General features: G+C 53.9%; 18 protein-coding genes. 11 read left to right on the top strand and 7 right to left on the bottom strand.

Annotation, left to right across the window (positions count from 1 at the left end; translation table 11 throughout):
* The first annotated feature begins 47 nt into the window (after positions 1-47).
* From K0H79_RS10930 to K0H79_RS10900, 7 genes are all read left to right on the top strand, one after another.
* The gene (locus tag K0H79_RS10930; protein ID WP_220075810.1) at positions 48-737 is read left to right on the top strand and encodes a hypothetical protein; all 690 of its coding nucleotides are present in this window, start codon (positions 48-50) and stop codon (positions 735-737) included.
* 130 nt (positions 738-867) lie between these two features.
* Entirely contained in the window at positions 868-1,878 is a 1,011-nt protein-coding gene (locus K0H79_RS10925; protein ID WP_220075809.1) for a 2Fe-2S iron-sulfur cluster-binding protein, read from the top strand.
* A 270-nt stretch (positions 1,879-2,148) separates the two neighbouring features.
* A complete protein-coding gene (locus tag K0H79_RS10920) occupies positions 2,149-2,577 on the top strand; it encodes a GNAT family N-acetyltransferase (protein ID WP_220075808.1) in 429 nt (142 codons plus the stop codon).
* Positions 2,578-2,648: 71 nt separating this feature from the next.
* Positions 2,649-3,353, top strand: coding sequence for a DUF445 domain-containing protein (locus K0H79_RS10915; protein WP_203324111.1), 705 nt, complete (start codon positions 2,649-2,651; stop codon positions 3,351-3,353).
* 65 nt (positions 3,354-3,418) lie between these two features.
* Complete coding sequence (locus tag K0H79_RS10910; protein ID WP_220075807.1) at positions 3,419-3,766, top strand: VOC family protein; 348 nt, start codon at positions 3,419-3,421, stop codon at positions 3,764-3,766.
* A gap of 8 nt (positions 3,767-3,774) precedes the next feature.
* The gene (locus tag K0H79_RS10905) at positions 3,775-4,116 is read left to right on the top strand and encodes a 5-carboxymethyl-2-hydroxymuconate Delta-isomerase (RefSeq protein ID WP_220075806.1); all 342 of its coding nucleotides are present in this window, start codon (positions 3,775-3,777) and stop codon (positions 4,114-4,116) included.
* Between the two features lies 1 nt (position 4,117).
* The gene (locus K0H79_RS10900) at positions 4,118-4,312 is read left to right on the top strand and encodes a DUF1289 domain-containing protein (RefSeq protein WP_220075805.1); all 195 of its coding nucleotides are present in this window, start codon (positions 4,118-4,120) and stop codon (positions 4,310-4,312) included.
* 146 nt (positions 4,313-4,458) lie between these two features.
* Here K0H79_RS10900 and asnB read toward each other — a convergent pair whose 3' ends face one another.
* From asnB to purM, 5 genes are all read right to left on the bottom strand, one after another.
* The gene (gene asnB / locus K0H79_RS10895; protein ID WP_220075803.1) at positions 4,459-6,123 is read right to left on the bottom strand and encodes an asparagine synthase B; all 1,665 of its coding nucleotides are present in this window, start codon (positions 6,121-6,123) and stop codon (positions 4,459-4,461) included.
* Positions 6,124-6,442: 319 nt separating this feature from the next.
* Positions 6,443-8,071 (bottom strand): M28 family metallopeptidase, encoded by a 1,629-nt coding sequence (locus K0H79_RS10890; RefSeq protein ID WP_220075802.1) that lies wholly within the window; start codon positions 8,069-8,071, stop codon positions 6,443-6,445.
* Between the two features lie 202 nt (positions 8,072-8,273).
* Positions 8,274-9,020, bottom strand: a complete 747-nt coding sequence (locus tag K0H79_RS10885) for an HAD-IIA family hydrolase (RefSeq protein ID WP_220064843.1) — start codon at positions 9,018-9,020, stop codon at positions 8,274-8,276.
* Between the two features lie 252 nt (positions 9,021-9,272).
* The gene (purN, locus tag K0H79_RS10880) at positions 9,273-9,911 is read right to left on the bottom strand and encodes a phosphoribosylglycinamide formyltransferase (protein ID WP_220075801.1); all 639 of its coding nucleotides are present in this window, start codon (positions 9,909-9,911) and stop codon (positions 9,273-9,275) included.
* Positions 9,911-10,948, bottom strand: a complete 1,038-nt coding sequence (gene purM, locus K0H79_RS10875; RefSeq protein WP_220075800.1) for a phosphoribosylformylglycinamidine cyclo-ligase — start codon at positions 10,946-10,948, stop codon at positions 9,911-9,913. The genes purN and purM overlap by 1 nt, the downstream gene beginning before the upstream one ends.
* A gap of 232 nt (positions 10,949-11,180) precedes the next feature.
* Between purM and upp the strand changes: the two genes are divergently transcribed.
* Positions 11,181-11,807, top strand: a complete 627-nt coding sequence (upp, locus tag K0H79_RS10870; protein WP_220064840.1) for a uracil phosphoribosyltransferase — start codon at positions 11,181-11,183, stop codon at positions 11,805-11,807.
* An 89-nt stretch (positions 11,808-11,896) separates the two neighbouring features.
* Here upp and K0H79_RS10865 read toward each other — a convergent pair whose 3' ends face one another.
* Positions 11,897-13,216 (bottom strand): Na+/H+ antiporter family protein, encoded by a 1,320-nt coding sequence (locus K0H79_RS10865; RefSeq protein WP_220078147.1) that lies wholly within the window; start codon positions 13,214-13,216, stop codon positions 11,897-11,899.
* A gap of 306 nt (positions 13,217-13,522) precedes the next feature.
* Here K0H79_RS10865 and K0H79_RS10860 point away from each other — a divergent pair, with 306 nt between their 5' ends.
* Positions 13,523-14,128 carry a peroxiredoxin C gene (locus K0H79_RS10860; RefSeq protein ID WP_011760207.1) on the top strand — a complete coding sequence of 202 codons (606 nt, stop codon included), beginning with the start codon at positions 13,523-13,525 and terminating at the stop codon, positions 14,126-14,128.
* 125 nt (positions 14,129-14,253) lie between these two features.
* On the opposite strand, the gene rnt is transcribed toward K0H79_RS10860, so the two are convergent.
* Positions 14,254-14,970, bottom strand: coding sequence for a ribonuclease T (gene rnt / locus K0H79_RS10855; RefSeq protein ID WP_220075799.1), 717 nt, complete (start codon positions 14,968-14,970; stop codon positions 14,254-14,256).
* A 143-nt stretch (positions 14,971-15,113) separates the two neighbouring features.
* Between rnt and K0H79_RS10850 the strand changes: the two genes are divergently transcribed.
* The gene (locus tag K0H79_RS10850; protein ID WP_220067889.1) at positions 15,114-15,983 is read left to right on the top strand and encodes an OmpA family protein; all 870 of its coding nucleotides are present in this window, start codon (positions 15,114-15,116) and stop codon (positions 15,981-15,983) included.
* Positions 15,984-16,532: 549 nt separating this feature from the next.
* Positions 16,533-18,689: a prolyl oligopeptidase family protein gene (locus K0H79_RS10845; RefSeq protein WP_220075798.1), complete on the top strand. Its 2,157-nt coding sequence runs from the start codon at positions 16,533-16,535 to the stop codon at positions 18,687-18,689.
* Positions 18,690-18,822: the final 133 nt, after the last annotated feature.

The raw sequence follows: 18,822 nt of genomic DNA, 5'->3' as shown, positions 1-18,822 counted from the left end.
ACAGTCATCAAGAGTAACCATATTCACTCGGGAATCAATGCTTTTCCATGACTGAGTTTTGGCAAAATCTGTGGGGCAGTATCGACTGGCACTTCACCTTCGCCGATGGGGTGGCTTTCGCATTGCTGTTGATTTGGTTGTGGATTATTTGGCCCAAAGACGCCCTGAACAGCCTGCTGGCAGACAAGGAGCGGCAAATAAGGGCGCTCTTGTCACTCAGCACCGTGATGGGGCTCTGGCTCTTTAACGCCGGTGTGCATGGCATGTTGCAGCTGCACTTTTTAGGCCTGGTCACCTTGATGCTGATGTTTTCCTGGCGTCTTGCCTCTGTGTTGGCGTTGCTGCCCTGCGCCTTTTACTGCCTTGCGGTGCTAAAACAGCCCTGGCTCTTTGGGGCTTATGCCCTGATGGGCGTATGCCTGCCGCTGTATCTGGCATTTGTTATCCATAATCGCGGCTTTTACTGGCTGCCGAACAATGTGTTTGTGCTGATTTTTGTTGGTGGCTTTTTCAACGCCGGAGTTTCTCAGGTCAGTCACGAGGGGCTTTGGTCGCTGTGGCTGTGGGTCACAGAGATGCAGTCGTCTGCCGTACTGTGGCAGGATTATCTTTCCCTGTCAGTGCTCATGGTGTTCCCCGAGGCCTTGCTCAACGGTATGGCCGTGACCCTGCTGGTGGTATATCGTCCCCAATGGCTCAGTGACTACTCCGACCGTTACTATCTGTGGCGCAAATGATTCTTTGGAACAGACCATACGGCGGATTTGACCTGGCTCGCTCCTTTTAAAGCTTCACTTGACAAGCCAGGACGAAGTCAGCATCTTGAACCGCCCAACCCCCTTCCCAGCAGGGAGAGCCACACATCATATGACGCTGTTTTTTCTGGATAACCAGCGCTTCCATGCCGAATCCGGCGAAACCGTTCTGAGCGCCCTCAAACGCGTCGGTCATCCGATTAATTACTCCTGCACCAAAGGTCAGTGCCGCAGCTGTTTGCTGCGTCTCGATGAAGGCAAGATTACTCCTAAGGCCCAGAAGGGCTTGGAAGCGGACCTGAAAGCACAGCAGTTGGTGTATGCCTGTCAGTGTGTGGCCAAAAACGGCATGAAGTTAAGCCGTCCTGCCGAACAGTCGTATGTCAGTGCGCGGCTGCTCGATAAGCTCAGTCTCAGCGCTGATGTGACCCGCCTGGTCATTAAACCCGATACAACGATTCCCTACACGCCCGGACTGTGTACCGGTATTCGTGGCCCGGAAGGCCTTGGCCGCACCTATGGTATCGCGCCGGGGCAGGGGGAAGGCACCTTTGCCGTGCATGTGCGGCGAAAGCGGAATGGCCATTTCAGCCGCTGGCTGTGTGACGAAGTAAAGGTGGGCGGAAGCTTGTCGCTTACCCGCCCATGGGGCCGATGCCACTACGACGGGGCCTATGGAAATGACGAGCTGATTGTGGTGGCTTTTGGCACGGGGATTGGCCCCGCACTGGGGGTGGTGCAATCGGCACTCGACAGCGGTCATCAAAGGTCCATCAGTCTTTATCACTGGGGTAAATATCTTGACGATCTGTATTTGCACCGAACCCTGCTTAAATTGATGCTGGAGCATAAGGTATTGCATTATCAGGGGCTTATCTCGGCTTCGAGCGATGCCGAGCGCATCGATAATCACAGGGTTCGCCTCATGGAAGTGCCGCAAATCCTCAAAGAACGGCACGAGCTTGGGAGAGACAAGCGACTGTTTCTATTTGGTGAGCCCGATATGGTGGCCAAGGTGACCGAATACGCCTTCCTGTGCGCCCTGGACATGGACCGGATTCACACCCAATCCTTTGAGTACCGCGATTTGCGCCGCCGGCCAAGAGATCAGGACGGGCAGTAGTCTCTTATTGGCCTGAGCCGGTGTTCGTCGCTGTCGTCCAGGCGACTCTGTGCGCCGCCCATTGGCTCCGGATGTCGGCAGCGCACCGCATCCCAACCGGCCTTTTCATCACCTTTCGCAAAGCAGTATTAGCCGGTGATTGCCATGGCTAAGCCAGTAATTAGCATAGAAAAGAGCCGCAGCTTCGTCAGTGTCTTTTTTAATTTCATTGTGTTACCTTCACTCGAGTCTTTCTGGGCCCCGGAGCTTTGGATAATTCAAGGAAGAAGCATGCAAATACGTTTAGCCACCGACAACGATCTCGACAATCTTGTTCCACTGTTTAATGCCTACCGCCAGAGTCTTGGCTCTACGTCCGACGCCATTGGCGTGCGTGAGTTTCTGTCAGCGCGCCTGACCGAAAATGACTCTGTGATTTTCGTCGCCTTGGACGAACACAACGCGGTGGGATTTATTCAGCTCTATCCCTCCTATTCATCCCTGCATCTCAAGCCACTGTGGTATTTCGATGACAGCTACGTTACGCCTGCGTATCGCGATCACGGTGTGGCAGACTTGCTTGCCGGCAAAGCCATGGAGCTTGCCAATGAAACCGACGTGCTGTGCGTGCGTCGTACCCTGGTAGATGCCAACACTTCTGTTGTACTGAACACAGATACCGGCGATCGCAGTATCTATCAGGTACTTGCCCAGCGCTGAGGACGTTGGCCTCGGTTGGACTCCTTGCTAGAATGCCGTCGTTTTGTTTGTTGTCCAACTGGGGGAATTACATGAATAAAGGGCTGGTAACCAATGGGTTGGCTGCGGCCGTTACGGCAGCGGGCTTTGCGGGTGGGCAACCACTGCTGACCTCGGTCGGTCTGTTTTCACTCTCCGGCGCGCTTACCAACGAGCTGGCCGTGCACATGTTGTTTGAAAAAGTGCCCGGGCTTTATGGCTCTGGTGTGATCCCTGCCAAGTTCGAGTCCTTTAAAAAGGCAATTCACGAACTCATGATGCAGCAGTTTTTCACCGACGAAAATATAGACCGCTTTTTGAGTGACGGCGCCGGCCACAGGGCTTTGGACTTATCCGGGGTCATCGCCGGCGTCGATTTAACCCCCGCCTTTGATGCCTTGGTGGAAACGGTTGCCCAGTCGTCCTTTGGTGGTATGTTGGCCATGTTCGGTGGCGTAGAAGCCCTGGCGCCTATGAAGGCTCCCTTCGAAGAAAAAATGAAGGCGTCCCTTATCGACATTGCCGCGTCTGATAATTTCCACGAGCAGCTTAAATCCGCACTGGAACAGCCGGATATGCTGTCAGACTTTAAGAATCAGATAGCGCAGATAGTGCAAAATCGCCTCGATGAACTCACCCCCGAACTGGTCAAACGCCTGGTACAGGACATGATCCGGGAGCATTTGGGCTGGCTTGTGGTGTGGGGAGGGGTGTTTGGCGGTCTTATCGGTCTTGTCGCCGGGCTGTTACAGGCATAAACTGACCGGTATACGGTAAAAATCAGTCGTAAGGCGTAAATGCCCATCGGCGCCAAGGAAGCATGATGAACCGCGTAAATACCATTAACTATTTGGAAATTCCCTGCAGTAAGCTGGCTGAAACCAAGGCGTTTTTCAGTGCAGTGTTTGGCTGGGCGTTTCTTGATTATGGCCCTGAATACAGCTGCTTTTTGGATGCCGGCATCGACGGCGGCTTTTATCTGGCCGACGTAAGCTTCACCGCCGCGGCAGGCCCATTGTTGGTACTTTACAGCGATGATTTGGCGGCGAAACAGGAGCAAATCATGCACCAGGGTGGCCGTATAGTCCGGTCCGTCTTCAGCTTTCCCGGTGGTCGACGTTTTCACTTTGCCTGTCCCAGTGGCAATGAATATGCCGTTTGGTCTGAATAGGAGCTCAAGTGCCTCATTGTATTATTGATTTTTCAGCCAATGTTGACGGACATGATGTTGCCGAAGCTCTGACGCGTGCCTGTCACAGTGCAATGGTAGCCAGTGGCCTGTTTGAGCCGGCATCCATTAAAACCCGCGCCCATCGCGCCGAAGCGGCGCAAACCGGGGAGGGCACTGATAGCTTTATCCATGTCGACATCAGCATCATGCCCGGACGAAGCAGTGAGCAAAAGCGGGCGCTGATGGACGCGATGGCCAATGCCATCGATGCCATGCATATTCGGGCATCCAGTCTGACCATGGAAGTGCGCGAGCTGGAAAAAGCCCACTACTTTAAGAAGTTGACCTGAAATGGATAAGTTGCCATCTCCCTGCGTTCGCAATTGCTGCCTGACCAATGAGGACATCTGCATGGGGTGTGGGCGCAGCTATCAGGAAATCCTCGATTGGCATCAGGCCAATCCACAGCGGCAGCAGTTGATACTGGCAAGTGCCAAAGAGCGGCTGGAAGAGATGGCCGCGCTGCGCGGACAGCCGCTGCGGTAAATCCCCGCCGTTTGGATCCGCTCAGATAAAAGTCCAGCGATGAAAAAGCCCTGTGTTCAACACAGGGCTTTTTTATGCAATTAACTGAAGGTGTTCCAACCAGCTCTTATCCGCTGGCTAATCCGCGCACTACAGGTTAGCGGCTGTCAGTAGCTCTGTGCGTGCACTTCGCGCACTGCACGGCCGGAGGGATCGATAATTCCCTGCAGGCTGGCATCCCAGGCGAGGGCCTCTGGTGTCGAGCAGGCTACACTCTTGCCACCGGGGACTGTAAGGGCCGCAGACTCCAGCGGGAACAACTCTTCAAAGAAGCAGCGGTAGAAATAGGCCTCCTTGGTTTCCGGCGTGTTGTGCGGGAAACGGAAACGGGCATTGGCCAGCTGTAAATCGTCCACCTGAGCCGCGGCCTGTTCCTTGAGGCCATCAATCCAGCTGTAGCCCACGCCATCGCTGAACTGCTCCTTCTGACGCCAGGCGATTTCGGCAGGCAGCTTGTGCTCGAAGGCTTCGCGCAAAATGTGCTTCTCTATTTTGCCCTTGCCGGACATCTTGGCCGCAGGGTTCAAGCGCATCGCCACATCCATAAATTCCTTGTCGAGGAAGGGGACACGCGCTTCGAGGCCCCAGGCTGCCATGGCCTTGTTGGCACGCAGGCAATCGAACAGATGCAGCTTGTCGAGTTTACGCACCAGTTCTTCATGGAAGGCCTGAGGGTTTGGTGCCTTGTGGAAATACAGGTAACCGCCAAAAAGCTCATCAGCGCCTTCGCCGGAGAGTACCATCTTGATACCCATGGCCTTGATTTTACGCGCCATCAAGTACATAGGCGTGGCCGCGCGAATGGTGGTTACATCATAGGTTTCCAGGTGATAAATCACGTCCTTGATGGCATCCAGCCCTTCCTGGAAGGTGAAATGAATTTCGTGGTGAATGGTGCCAATGGCATCGGCTACCTTGCGTGATGCGGCCAAGTCTGGCGAACCTTTAAGGCCCACGGCGAAGGAGTGCAGCTGTGGCCACCAGGCTTCACTTTCATCGTTGTCTTCAATGCGGCGCTTGGCGAAGGTTTGGGTAATGGCCGACACGATGGACGAGTCCAGCCCGCCGGACAGCAACACGCCATAGGGTACGTCTGACATCAACTGACGTTTGACCGCGGCTTCCAGTGCCGCGCGTAGTTCTTCTACGCTGGCCTCGTTGTCGGCCACAGCGTCAAAGGCTTGCCAGTCGCGCTGATAGTAGCGCACGGGCTCGGCGTCTGTGCTTGACAGGTAATGGCCGGGGGCAAAGGTTTCGACGGTTTTACACACGGGCACCAATGCCTTCATTTCTGAGGCCACATAGAAGTTACCCTTGGCGTCACGGCCGGTGTAGAGCGGAATGATGCCGATATGGTCGCGGCCAATCAGGTAGCTGCCCTTGGCCTTGTCATAGAGCACAAATGCGAAGATGCCGTTGAGTTTATCGAGAAAGTCGCTGCCGTATTCCTGATACAGCGCCAGGATCACTTCGCAGTCGCTGTTGGTCTGGTAGCTGTATTTGTCGCCAAGCTCTGCCTTGAGTTCTTTGTGGTTGTAGATTTCGCCGTTCACTGCCAACACCAGGCTGCCATCGTCACTGATAAGCGGCTGGGCACCGTGTTCTATATCGACAATGGCGAGGCGCTCGTGGGCCAGCACGGCGTGGTCGTCGGCGTAAATACCTGACCAGTCGGGACCACGGTGACGCAATAACTTGGACATCTCCAGGGCAACCTGGCGCATGGCGCAGGCATCAGACTGGATATCGAGAATGGCAAATATCGAACACATAACAAACTCCGCACGTCACTTCATAGGCATCAATGTTTTGTCACTTTGCCAGCGAATTCTGCGATAAGCAAACAATAAAAATAATGAAAAGTGATTTTTATTGCCACTTTTGTGGTGATGGTTTCACTTGGTGGCGTAGTTAAATGAATTATCATCAAAATTCATTGCGTTTCATTATGGATAGTTAAATTGTTCTGTGCAGAAGAGCCGGGCTCTTGGTGTATCCGTAATGCAGTGTAATTTTAAGTGGTTGGATGGTACACGGTTTGAATGCGTACAAAACAAACAGGGCACCCTTGGGGTGCCCTGTGGTGGAGATCTAGTTCGCGGGTCTTAACGGGTAAAACTCACTTTTTTGATAATACCCGGGTTTGTGCTCATTGTTGGCCAGGGTTCTTGCGACATCGTAATAGATGGCCAGATCCTGCAAGGCGCCGGACAAATCCCAATCGGCGCGATATTCATCGCACACGTTGTGATAGCAACCTTTCATTTTCAGCTGCATCTTCGCCTTATAAGCGGCGGTGGCATCGTCCAGGGGAATGCTGCCACCACCGGCGAAGGCTGCCGGAACCCCCAGCTTGGCAAAGCTGAAGTGATCGGAGCGGAAAAAGCCGCCGGAGGCCGGATTCTTTTCGGCCACGGCTTCCCGTCCCTGAGTTTTGGCCGCGGCGACAAGATAGTCTTCCAGCTGGGATTGTCCCTTGCCGACAATGGTAAAGTCCTTGGTACGGCCAAACACATTGGTCGAATCGAGGTTCAGCACCGCAATGGTCTTGTCGATGGGAAACAGTGGATTGGCGGCATAGTATCGTGAGCCAAGCAGACCCTGCTCTTCACCCGTGGTGGCGATAAAGGTGATGGAGCGGCGGTTTTTAAAGCCCATGGCATCCAGCGCCGCAAACTGACGGGCGATTTCTACAATACCGGCGACACCAGAGGCGTTGTCGAGCGCGCCGTTGTAGATTTTATCGCCGTCGCGACTGTCGTCTTTGCCGATGTGGTCCCAGTGGGCGGTAAAAAGGATATGCTCGTCGGCTTTGTCGGTGCCGGGCAGGGTTGCTACCAGGTTATGGCTGTCGGTAAAGGTGGCACTGTTGGCAAAGGCGATATCGGCACTTTGCTTGAGGTCGTGGTTACCCGGCGTGAGTGCGGCCTGTTGGCTCAGGGTGTCCAGTGACAGGCCCGCCTCATCGAAGAGCGCCTTGGCGGTATCCTGGGTCATCCAGCCTTCTACCTGAACCCGGTTGTCATGTTGACTGGCATCTGCCAGGTCTTGCTGCGGCCCTGTCCAACTGTTTTCAATGACAGACCAGGGGTAGGATGCGGGCGCCGTATCATGGATGATGATGGCGCCAAGGGCACCCTGGCGGCTCGCTTCTTCAAACTTGTAGCTCCAGCGGCCGTAGTAAGTCATGGCCTTGCCTTTGAACTTGCCCGATTCAGGTGCGGCAAATCCGGGGTCGTTGACCAGGATAACCGCAATCTTGCCCTGCATATCCAGGCCGGCGTAATCGTTCCAGTCATATTCAGGTGCTGTGATGCCATAGCCCACAAACACCAGCGGCGCTTTGCTTATCTCTACGCCTTGGTTGTTGTGGCGACTGCCCAGCACTATGTCTTTGCGGTAGGCAGGATGAAGATTGCCGAGGCGAACGGCCTGATTCTCCGAGGCGTTATAGGTCACCATGGGCACGCTTTGTAAAAAGCTGCCATTGTTGGCACCTTTGAGTCCGGCGGCTTTAAACGCTGTGGTGAGGTAGTCGAGGGTACGCTCTTCACCGGTGGTGGTGGGCGCGCGGCCTTCGAAGGCGTCAGAAGAGAGGATTTTGATGTCGTTCCTGAAACGCGCCTCATTAAAATCCGGCGATGGCGCCGTGGCGGCAGTCTGGCCGCCCTGACTGCAGGCAGTCAGCAGCACAAGTCCCAGAGGGAGCAGTGATTTCATAGGGTACCTTGTTGGTATTCTGTTGTTATTGTGTTTTGCGTTTGATTTGCGGCGCCCATAATGACAAAGGCCGCTTACCCATGACAAGGCAAACGGCCATTTTTATGTGTCAATTTGTGAACATACCCGGGGTGCATGTACCCGGGCTTGCCCGCACGCTCAAACATATGGGAGTGTGGTGCCGCGCTGGCGTTGGTGCGGGTCAGAGAATATCGATGTCACCGGCACAATTAAACACATGATTGGGCCTGAACGGCTCTTTCTCTATGTCTTCAAGACGGCTGACGCCTGTGAGTACCAGTATGGTCTCAAGACCCGCCTGAAAACCCGCCAGAATGTCGGTGCGCATATTATCGCCAATGATAACGGTGTTTTCCGAGTGGCCGTTGATGTGGTTTAAGGCCGAGCGCACTATCCAGCTGCTGGGTTTACCCACGTAAAAGGGTTTGCGGCCGGTGATCCGCTCAATGGGGGCGCACAGGGAGCCACAAGCTGGTGAAAACGCCGGGCCATGGGTATCGGGGTTGGTGGCGATAAAGCGGGCGCCATCGGCTACAAACCGCGCCGCTTTATGGATCATGTCCCAGTTGTAAGAGCGGGTCTCACCCACAATCACAAAGTCGGGGTTGATGTCGGTGATGGTGAAACCGGCCTTGTAGAGTTCGTGAGTGAGGGCGCCTTCGCCAATCACAAAGGCCTTGCTGCCTTCCTGATGCTTCAAAAAGTCTGCGGTGGCCATGGCGGCGGTGTAAAAACATTCCTCGGGGACATTGATGCCTGCGGCTTCGAGGCGGTTTTGCAGATCTTTGCCGGTTTGTACCGGGTAATTGGTCAGGATAACCAAGGGGTTGCCTTGTTCCAGCACCCGATGAATAAATTTGTCGCTGCCGGGCACCAGTTTGTTGTCGTGCAACAGTACTCCGTCGATATCACAGATGATGTTTTTCATTGAAAAATCCTGTTCAAGGTTCCGTCGCTGGCGAAAAGAATGGACGGCCCATTTATCTAAAGCCAAATCGGCGGCAAATTCAACGATAACAGAGCAAGTTAGCGGCGGATGTCTGGATTTAACTGAAAGGATTCGGGGTCGGAGTGACCCGAGTGCCACCTCGTGGAAAATAGATTAACGGATAAAAAAAGAGGCCAACCGGGCCTCTTTTTTTCGTTCAGCAGCAATAGTGTGCTTCTTGCTTTAGTCTGCTCAGTCCGGGGCGTAGCCGCTTGGACCAATCAGGTTGCCATCGAGATAGGCGCCATCGGCGTCCATCTTCAAGCGGCCTGCGGCAAACCATTTGACGACCAAAGGGTAGATGGCATGTTCCTGCTCATGTACCCGCTCGGCAAGCGTTTGGGCGTCGTCACCTTCATAGATGGGTACCTTCGCCTGCAGGATAACAGGGCCGGCATCAAGCTCAGGGGTGACAAAATGCACGCTGGCACCATGCTCGCTGTCACCGGCATCGATGGCACGCTGGTGGGTATCCAGGCCGGTGTACTTGGGTAGCAGTGACGGATGGATATTCAGCATTTTACCCAGATAGCGGCTGACAAAGCCTTCGCTGAGAATGCGCATAAAGCCTGCCAGCACAATCAAGTCTGGCTGATAGGCTTCAATGGCCGCCGTGAGGCGCGCGTCATAGTCAGCGCGTTTTTCACCTTTTTGGGCGATAACGCAGCTGGTGTTTATCTCGGCATGGTGGGCACGGACCAGACCATAGGCATCAGGCTTATTACTGATAACGCCAACCAGTTCAACGCCGCCACGGCCCTGACTCTGGTCGATAATGGCCTGCAGATTACTGCCACTGCCGGAGATAAGGACAACGACGCGACAACTCATCAGAGGATCTCCACCTGCTCTTCATCGCCATTACGGGCGGCGATATGGCCGATGTGCCAGGCGTTTTCGCCTTCGGCCTTGAGGAGTTCAAGGGCCGCATCCACCTTGTCGGCGGGCAGGGCAACAACCATGCCCACACCGCAGTTAAAGGTGCGGTACATTTCGTAGGTTTCGATATTGCCGGCAGTTTGCAGCCAGTCGAATACCACAGGCCACTGCCAGGAGTCACCTTTCACTACGGCCTTGCAGTTTTCAGGCAGTACGCGTGGGATGTTTTCCCAGAAACCGCCGCCGGTGATGTGCGCCATTGCATGTACATCGCTTTGGGCAATCAGCTTCAGCAGTGATTTGACATAAATCTTGGTAGGCTCCAGCAGGTGCTTGATAAGCGGCTTGCCGTTCAGATCCATTTGAGGATCGGCCTTGCTCACTTCCAGTACCTTACGGATCAGAGAATAACCGTTTGAGTGAGGACCACTTGAGGCCAGGGCAATCAGCGCATCACCGGCTTTCACCTTGGTGCCGTCGATGATGTCGGCCTTTTCAACCACACCTACGCAGAAACCGGCCAGGTCGTAGTCTTCGCCTTCGTACATGCCAGGCATTTCGGCGGTTTCACCACCAATCAGGGCGCAACCTGACTGGAAGCAGCCTTCACCGATGCCGTTTACCACTGAGGTGGCAGTCTCTACGTCCAGCTTGCCGGTGGCATAGTAGTCGAGGAAGAACAGCGGCTCAGCGCCCTGCACAATCAGGTCGTTCACACACATGGCGACCAGATCAACACCCACGGTGTCGTGGCTCTTGAAGTCGATGGCCAGACGCAGCTTGGTTCCCACGCCGTCGGTACCGGATACCAGCACTGGGTGCTTGTATTTGGTCGGCAGTTCACACAGGGCACCAAAACCACCCAGGTTGCCCATCACTTCAGGGCGGCGGGTGCGCTTAACGGCAGACTTGATGTTTTGCACCAGTGCGTTGCCTGCATCGATATCGACACCGGCGTCTTTATAGCTCAGTGGGGTAGGAGTGCTCACGGAGGATCCTCTAGTAGGGTACATCGAGTGGTTTTTATTGGGGCCGTATTCTAGCAGTTTGTGAGGGGTGTCGAAAGGGTAGTTTTGCCTATCAAATGTGCTTTTGGCGGTATAAGCCGCGACAGGCTTCACGATTCGGCGTTTGAACAAAACTTTATGTTTTATCGAGAGAACAAATCATCTAAAATTCCAGAAATTTGCCTGAAAAACGCCAAAAGTCACAGGAGTAGACATGAAAGTCGTCGAAGTAAAACATCCCCTGGTTCGCCATAAAATTGGCTTGATGAGAGAAGCGGATATCAGCACCAAGCGTTTCCGTGAACTGGCTGCCGAAGTGGGCAGTCTGCTCACCTACGAAGCCACTGCCGATTTAGAAACTGAAACCGTGACCATTGAAGGTTGGAACGGCCCGGTACAGGTTGAGCAAATCAAGGGTAAGAAAGTGACTGTCGTGCCTATCCTGCGCGCCGGTCTTGGTATGATGGACGGTGTCCTCGAGCATATCCCCAGTGCCCGTATTTCTGTGGTGGGTATCTACCGCGACGAAAAGACCCTTGAGCCAGTTCCGTATTTTGAAAAGCTGTGCAGCCAGGTGGATGAGCGCATTGCGCTGGTGGTTGACCCCATGCTGGCCACGGGTGGCTCCATGATTGCGACTATCGACCTGCTCAAGCAGCGCGGATGTAAGCAAATCAAGGCCCTGGTGCTGGTTGCCGCCCCCGAAGGCCTGGCCGCACTGGAGAAGGCCCACCCGGATATCGAGCTCTACACAGCCTCTATTGACCGCTGCCTGAACGAAAATGGCTACATTCTGCCAGGCCTCGGTGATGCCGGTGACAAGATTTTTGGCACCAAGTAAGCAGTTGTAAACAGCTGCCTTAAATGAAAAAGCGCCCTCGGGCGCTTTTTTCGTATCTTGCAGTAGGTCTCTTTGGGTTATCAGCCCGCTTAAAGCACCATGGCCGCAATCCAGCCAAATACCAACAACGGAATATTGTAGTGGATGAAGGTTGGGATCACGCTGTCTCGCATATGGTCGTGCTGTCCATCGGCGTTAAGCCCGGCGGTAGGGCCGAGGGTTGAGTCAGACGCCGGTGAGCCCGCATCACCCAGCGCGGCCGCTGTGCCGACCAGAGCAATGGTGGCCGGTACCGAGAAGCCAAAGGAGAGCGCCAATGGTACATAGATGGTGGCGATAATGGGGATGGTAGAAAAGGATGAGCCAATACCCATGGTGATAAGCAGGCCTACCAGCAGCATCAGGAACGCCGCCAGCGCCTTATTGTCGCCAATCAGTTCGCCCAGGGACGACACCAGATTACCCACATCGCCTGTGGCCTTGACCACGGCGGCAAAGCCTGCGGCAGCAATCATGATAAAACCGATATTTGCCATCATGCGCACGCCTTGGGTGAAGATATCCTGATCGGCCACATGCTTCATCGCGCCCGAGAGACTGAACACCATAAAACCAATCAGGGCACCAAAAATCATGGAGTCGGTTTCAAGCTGCACCACCAGGGTCGCCACAATGGCAACCACGGCGATAATAAGGCTACGACCATGGATGCGTTCCTCGGGCTCGGCCGCGAGGATTTGCTCTTCTACATAGCTTCTGGGTTTGCGATAGCTGATAAACACAGCGATGAGCAGGCCCAGGATCATCCCAAGTGCCGGAATCAGCATGGCACCGGGCACCTGTTCGCGACTGGCCTCCAGGCCATTGCCGGTTAGGTTTGCCAGCAGAATGTCGTTCAGGAAGATGCCACCAAAGCCCACAGGCAGCACCATGTAGGTGGTCACCAAACCAAAGGTGAGTACACAGGCCACCAGGCGGCGATCAAGCTTGAGCTTTGACATCAGGTGCAGCAATGGCGGCACCAGAATGGGGATAAAGGCGATATGAATAGGCAGAATGTTCTGGGACGCCATGGCCATGGCAAGCAGTGAAACCAACAGCAACATGCGCACTGTACCCAGGGCTTTGGCATCGTTTTCCCGGCCCAGTTTTTTAATCACAGAGCGGGAAATTACCGTGGTCAGCCCCGAATGTGACAGGGCCACGGCAAAGGCTCCAAGGAGTGCATAGCTCAGCGCGATTTGGGCACCGCCTCCAAGGCCCGTGTTAAAGGCATCAATGGTGGCTGTCAGCCCCATGCCGCCCCAAAGCCCGGCGACCAGTGCGCTGATGGTCAGCGCGATAACCACGTTTACCCGTGCAAGGCTGAGGGCAAGCATCAGGCACACGGCAATAACCACGGAATTCATCATGGATAAGTCTGTCTTCAATCAAAAGGGCTATTTTTGACAGTGTTTCCCTTGCTTGTCCAGCAATGGGCACGAATTCGCATACAAATTTGCCAATTGTGATCCAGTGCGGTCGTGCCACTTGAAAAGCCCCGGAAATGCAGGGGGCTTTACGGCGATAAATTGCTCTGACAGACCGGGGAACGGAGCAATTGTGTGATATTCCTCCAAATTGGGTTGTCAGGCTCATGGCACCTCTTATAATGCTGAATATCTAACAGGAAAGTTCGTATTATCCCTAGCTCAATCCATAGATGGAGGTTACCAATGAGCGTATTAGTAGGTCGCAAGGCCCCCGATTTTACTGCTGCTGCCGTTCTGGGTTCAGGCGAAATCGTTGACAACTTCAACCTGACTGCAGCCATCAAGGGCAAAGCAGCCGTGGTTTTCTTCTACCCACTGGACTTCACTTTCGTGTGCCCATCTGAGCTGATCGCGTTCGATCACCGCATGGAAGAGTTCACCAAGCGTGGTGTTGAAGTGATCGGTGTGTCCATCGACTCTCAGTTCAGCCACAACGCCTGGCGTAACACCCCAGTAGACAAGGGCGGTATCGGCCCTGTTAAGTACACTCTGGTGGCTGACGTTAAGCACGAAATCTGCCAGGCCTACGACGTAGAGCATCCAGAAGCCGGTGTGGCTTTCCGTGGTTCTTTCCTGATTGACAAGGAAGGTATGGTACGTCACCAGGTAGTGAACGACCTGCCACTGGGCCGTAACGTTGATGAAATGCTGCGTATGATTGACGCGCTGCAGTTCCACGAAGAGCACGGCGAAGTGTGCCCAGCCGGTTGGGAAAAAGGTAAGAAAGGTATGAGCGCCAGCCCAGACGGCGTTGCTGCTTACCTGAGTGAAAACGCTGACGACCTGTAATCCAATATCTGGATCACGTTGAATCGCATAAAAAAGCCGCCCAAGGGCGGCTTTTTCATTTCTGTGATTTGCCTGGCTGTTGTTGATTTAAGGGGCGCTATAAGCAGATGGAGCGGGGTTTTCGCTTATTCGCCAGCGCTGGCCTCGGCATCGACAGCGGCGTTTTCGTTATCCGCTGTCGCATCCTCGGTCTCTTCAAGGGCGCCTGCGCCCAGTAACGGCCAGCCGCCGAGGGACTTCCAGCGGTTGACGATATAACAGAAGAGCTCGGCGGTACGCTCAGTATCATAGAGGGCACTGTGGGCTTCTTTATTGTCGAAGGGAATGCCGGCGATTTTACAGGCCTGTGCCAGTACGGTGTGCCCCAGGGCCAGACCAGATAAACAGGCGGTGTCGAAAGTGGCAAAGGGATGGAATGGTGAGCGTTTAACGCCACTGCGCTCAATCGCCTTGCTAACAAAACCATGGTCGAATGCGGCATTGTGGGCCACAATCACGGCTCTGTGGCAATCTGATGCTTTCATGCCTTTGCGCACCGCCTTGAAAATTTCCAGTATCGCGTCTTTTTCGCTGACCGCGCCACGCAGCGGATTGCTTGGGTCTATGCCGTTAAAGGCCAGCGCAGCAGGTTCAAGATTAGCGCCTTCAAAGGGCTCGATATGAAAATGCAGCGTTTTATCCAGCGCCAGCATGCCGTTATCGTCCATGGTCAGCAGGGTGACGGCAATTTCCAGCAAGGCATCGGTCTGGGCATTGAAGCCGGCGGTTTCCACATCTATTACCACAGGATAATAGCCACGGAACCGGTACTTGAGCTTGTTGGGGTTGAAGGCGTCAGACATCCTGAATTCTCTGGTCGTTGCAAAGGGCGCTATTATGCTAAAAGGCGCCTTGGCTGTCATGTTCGATTGCGCAAAATCTGCGCTAAAGAACCGGGAATATTGGTCGATAGTTCCAGAGTAAGCATTGAATTGTGAGAATTCCTATGTGGCGTAACTGCTTTATTCTATCTGCACTGCTGCTGCCACTGGGCGCGGCGGCCGACATGCGTCACTACGTGGCCACCATTGCCGACTCCCAGTGGCGCCTGGCCGAAAACTCCCGTATTCGCTGCAGTCTGGAGCATGATATCCCTGCTTACGGCAAAGCCGTGTTTTCCAGCGCTGCCGGTAAAGATCAGAATCTGCTGTTTACTCTGGATATGTGGTCGAAACCCGATGCGGCCACGGCGGCAACCCTGGTGAGTAAGGCTCCCTCCTGGCGCCCCGGCGAAGTTCAGTCGACCATTACCAGGCTGTCTTATATGAGAGACTTTAACGGCGAAGTACCCAAAAAGGCCGCCTGGTCGATGCTGACCGAGCTTGAGCGCGGCCGTGAGCCCACTTTCTATTACGCCGACTGGTACAACAGCGACAATAAGGTTGCCGTGGGTTTGTCGGCCGCCAATTTCCGTCGCAAGTACACTGAGTTTCGTCAGTGTTTATCTGGCTTGCTGCCCTACAGTTTCGATGATATCGCCTTTACCGTGCTCAATTATGAGTCGGGTGGAACTGAGCTGACCCGTTTTTCCAAGGCACAGCTGGCGCGGGTGCAGGAATACCTGAGCCTGGACCCCGATGTTGAGCTTATCCTCATCAATGCCTATACCGACAGCCACGGCGGCCGTAACCTGAACCAAAAGGTGTCTGACAAGCGCGCGGATTCAGTAAAGGACTTTTTTGTCAGCAAAGGCATCCCCGCTGACCGTATTCAGACAGAAGGCCACGGCGAAACGCGTCACGTGGCTTCCAACCAAGGGGCGGATGAGCGTCAGCGAAACCGCCGGGTGGTAATCCAGATAACAAAAGCTATCTGAGGATTAAATTTTCTTCATATAAAAGACCGCCAACGCGGTCTTTTTTGTTGGGCAGGGATGCAAATGGGGATGTAAAAAAAAAAGCCCACTTGATTCCAAGTGGGCCGCAAAAGAATAAGCATTGCAATCAACAAATTGAAGGAAGGAAGTCAAGCATAAGAACCAGGGATGATATCGATGTGTCAGACACAGCGATAAAATGTTCTTTGTTTTCACAATCTGCGAAGCAGACACTTCCGGAAAACGTGGTCATTGTAGTCAGGCATGATAAGAACAACAAACGAGAAAAATTGGAATTTGAGATTAGTTTAACTAATGGATTATTGTGTGATCTGGCGCACGTTAACGGCCTTAATCCGTATATTTCGAGTAATTAAGCACATATCAAGCATAAAAAAGCGTATGGCATCGCCATAAGATGTTATCACTCTTTTAACGCCGTGCCTTGGCGAAAGTTTCATCACCATGTTTACCCGCCATTGCCACCTCCATTTTTGGGGGTATAGTGGGCAGCGGCAATGCACCTCTCTACTGCAAAGGAAGACAACAATGACAAGCAGAATCAGCACTCTAAGCCTGCTGACCCTGGGTTTTGCTCTGGGATTATCAGGCTGTCACACCAAAGAAGCGACCCAAAGTGCCCCTGCGGCTGGTATCGCTTATCCTGCCAGCCAAACGGTTGCCATAAGTGAACAAATTCACGGCGTTGAGGTGCAAGACCCTTATCGTTGGCTCGAAGAAAGCAGCCCTGAGACCGAAGATTGGGTCAAACGGCAGCAGGCTTTTGGTGAAGAATACCTTGCCGCCATTCCCAATAAGCAAGTGGTGGTTGACCGCATTACCGAGCTGTGGAACTTTGAAAAAGTAGGTGCACCTTTTGAGCACGGTGAAAATCGCTTTATTTTCAGAAACAATGGTCTGCAATCACAAAACGTACTCTATGTGAGCGAAAAGGGCGGCGCCGAGCGGGTACTGCTTGACCCCAACACGCTTTCAGCCGATGGCACTGTGGCCCTATCCGGCGTATCCGTAAGCGGTGATGGCAAAACCCTGGCTTACGGCGTTTCAAAGTCCGGCTCCGACTGGCAGGAGTGGGCCTTTATCGATGTGGCCAGTGGCCGCAAGTTGGCTGACAGCCTAAACTGGATCAAGTTTTCCCGCGCCGAGTGGGCCCATGACAACAGTGGTGTGTACTACTCTCGCTATGATGCGCCCGCTGGCGGCGATATCCTGGTCGATGTGAACTACAACCAGAAGGTGTATTTCCACCGCATTGGCGAGGAACAGGCGAAGGATACCCTGGTATACGAGCGTCCGGACCAGCCCGAGTGGGGCTTTTCGTCCACTGTGTCCGATGACGGTAACTTCCTGCTGATAAGCGTCTCAGTGGGGACAGACAGCCGCAATCGCTTCTTCTATAAACCGCTCAAAGATAAAAGCCTTAAAGTGGTTGAGCTGATGAGCGAGTTGGAAGCTGAATACCAGTTCCTCGGTAACGAAGGTCCGGTGTTCTACTTCAAGACCGATCTGGATGCCCCGAAAGGCCGCATCATTGCCGTCGATACCCGAAATCCTGCCAAAGACAACTGGCGCACCCTGGTGCCGGAATCTCAGGACCCCATCGCTGCGGTCAGCATTATCAGCGAGCATCTGGTGGTGAGTTACCTGCACGATGTGCTGGGCCAACTGTCCATTTACAATATGGATGGGGTGAAGCGTGAGGATGTGCCGCTGCCGGGTAAGGGCAAGATAGCCGGTCCCTACGGCAAGGCCAGCAAGCCTTACTTTTATTACATCTTCAATAGCTATGTGCAGCCTCAGACTATCTACAAGTACGATCTGAACAAGGGCACCAATGAGCTGTTCAGTGCGCCCAAGGTATCCTTCAATCCGGACGACTACGTGTCTGAGCAGGTGTTTTACACCAGCAAAGACGGCACTCGCATCCCCATGCTGGTCAGTTACAAAAAAGGGCTGAAGAAAGACGGCAATAACCCGACGCTGCTTTATGCCTACGGTGGTTTTTCTATCTCCATGACCCCGCGCTTCAGCCCCGCCACCATTGCCTGGCTGGACATGGGTGGCATCTATGCGGTGCCAGCCCTTCGTGGTGGCAGCGAGTACGGTGAAGAGTGGCACAAGGCCGGTATGTTCGGTAAAAAGCAAAATGTCTTTGACGACTATTTTGCTGCCGCCGAATACCTTATCAGCGAAAACTACACCAACAGCAGCAAGCTCGGCGCCTATGGCCGCAGCAACGGTGGGCTCTTGATGGGTGCAGCCGTGACCCAGAGACCCGATTTGTTTGCCGCCATCCTGCCAGCCGTTGGTGTGCTGGATATGCTGCGCTTCCAGAAGTTCACCATAGGTTGGGCCTGGACGGCTGAATACGGCAGTGCCGACAATGCTGAGGACTTCCCATATCTGCTGGCATATTCGCCTTATCACAACGTGAAAGCGCAGGCCTATCCTGCCACCATGGTGATGACAGCCGACCATGATGATCGCGTAGTACCGCTGCACAGCTTCAAGTTTGGCGCCATGTTGCAGGCCAAACAGCAGGGGCAAGCGCCTGTGATTATGCGAATTGAGTCAAAGGCCGGGCATGGTGCGGGTAAACCCACCTCGATGCAGATTGCCGAGTTTGCCGACATCTATGCCTTTTTGTGGCAAAACTTCGGTTTAACCCTGCCAACTGAACTCTGAACGCAAAACGCACAAAAAATGCGTTGATACAAGGGGCTTCGGCCCCTTTTATCATTTATTTTTCTTTACAGTTGGCGGGGGAGCGGCCATTCACAATCCCGAGCAGGCTAGGTATAGTAGGCCTCACTTTAAC

Source organism: Shewanella sp. FJAT-52076, assembly GCF_019457455.1.
GTDB classification, from domain to species: domain Bacteria; phylum Pseudomonadota; class Gammaproteobacteria; order Enterobacterales; family Shewanellaceae; genus Shewanella; species Shewanella zhangzhouensis.
This window is presented reverse-complemented; position numbering and strand designations above follow the sequence as displayed.

Bases quoted from the DNA above. Each gene is read 5' to 3' on its own strand.
- K0H79_RS10930 (WP_220075810.1), top strand. From the start codon at position 48: ATGACTGAGTTTTGGCAAAATCTGTGGGGCAGTATCGACTGGCACTTC.
- K0H79_RS10925 (WP_220075809.1), top strand. From the start codon at position 868: ATGACGCTGTTTTTTCTGGATAACCAGCGCTTCCATGCCGAATCCGGC.
- K0H79_RS10920 (WP_220075808.1), top strand. From the start codon at position 2,149: ATGCAAATACGTTTAGCCACCGACAACGATCTCGACAATCTTGTTCCA.
- K0H79_RS10915 (WP_203324111.1), top strand. From the start codon at position 2,649: ATGAATAAAGGGCTGGTAACCAATGGGTTGGCTGCGGCCGTTACGGCA.
- K0H79_RS10910 (WP_220075807.1), top strand. From the start codon at position 3,419: ATGAACCGCGTAAATACCATTAACTATTTGGAAATTCCCTGCAGTAAG.
- K0H79_RS10900 (WP_220075805.1), top strand. From the start codon at position 4,118: ATGGATAAGTTGCCATCTCCCTGCGTTCGCAATTGCTGCCTGACCAAT.
- asnB (WP_220075803.1), bottom strand. From the start codon at position 6,123: ATGTGTTCGATATTTGCCATTCTCGATATCCAGTCTGATGCCTGCGCC.
- K0H79_RS10890 (WP_220075802.1), bottom strand. From the start codon at position 8,071: ATGAAATCACTGCTCCCTCTGGGACTTGTGCTGCTGACTGCCTGCAGT.
- K0H79_RS10885 (WP_220064843.1), bottom strand. From the start codon at position 9,020: ATGAAAAACATCATCTGTGATATCGACGGAGTACTGTTGCACGACAAC.
- purN (WP_220075801.1), bottom strand. From the start codon at position 9,911: ATGAGTTGTCGCGTCGTTGTCCTTATCTCCGGCAGTGGCAGTAATCTG.
- upp (WP_220064840.1), top strand. From the start codon at position 11,181: ATGAAAGTCGTCGAAGTAAAACATCCCCTGGTTCGCCATAAAATTGGC.
- K0H79_RS10865 (WP_220078147.1), bottom strand. From the start codon at position 13,216: ATGAATTCCGTGGTTATTGCCGTGTGCCTGATGCTTGCCCTCAGCCTT.
- K0H79_RS10860 (WP_011760207.1), top strand. From the start codon at position 13,523: ATGAGCGTATTAGTAGGTCGCAAGGCCCCCGATTTTACTGCTGCTGCC.
- rnt (WP_220075799.1), bottom strand. From the start codon at position 14,970: ATGTCTGACGCCTTCAACCCCAACAAGCTCAAGTACCGGTTCCGTGGC.
- K0H79_RS10850 (WP_220067889.1), top strand. From the start codon at position 15,114: ATGTGGCGTAACTGCTTTATTCTATCTGCACTGCTGCTGCCACTGGGC.
- K0H79_RS10845 (WP_220075798.1), top strand. From the start codon at position 16,533: ATGACAAGCAGAATCAGCACTCTAAGCCTGCTGACCCTGGGTTTTGCT.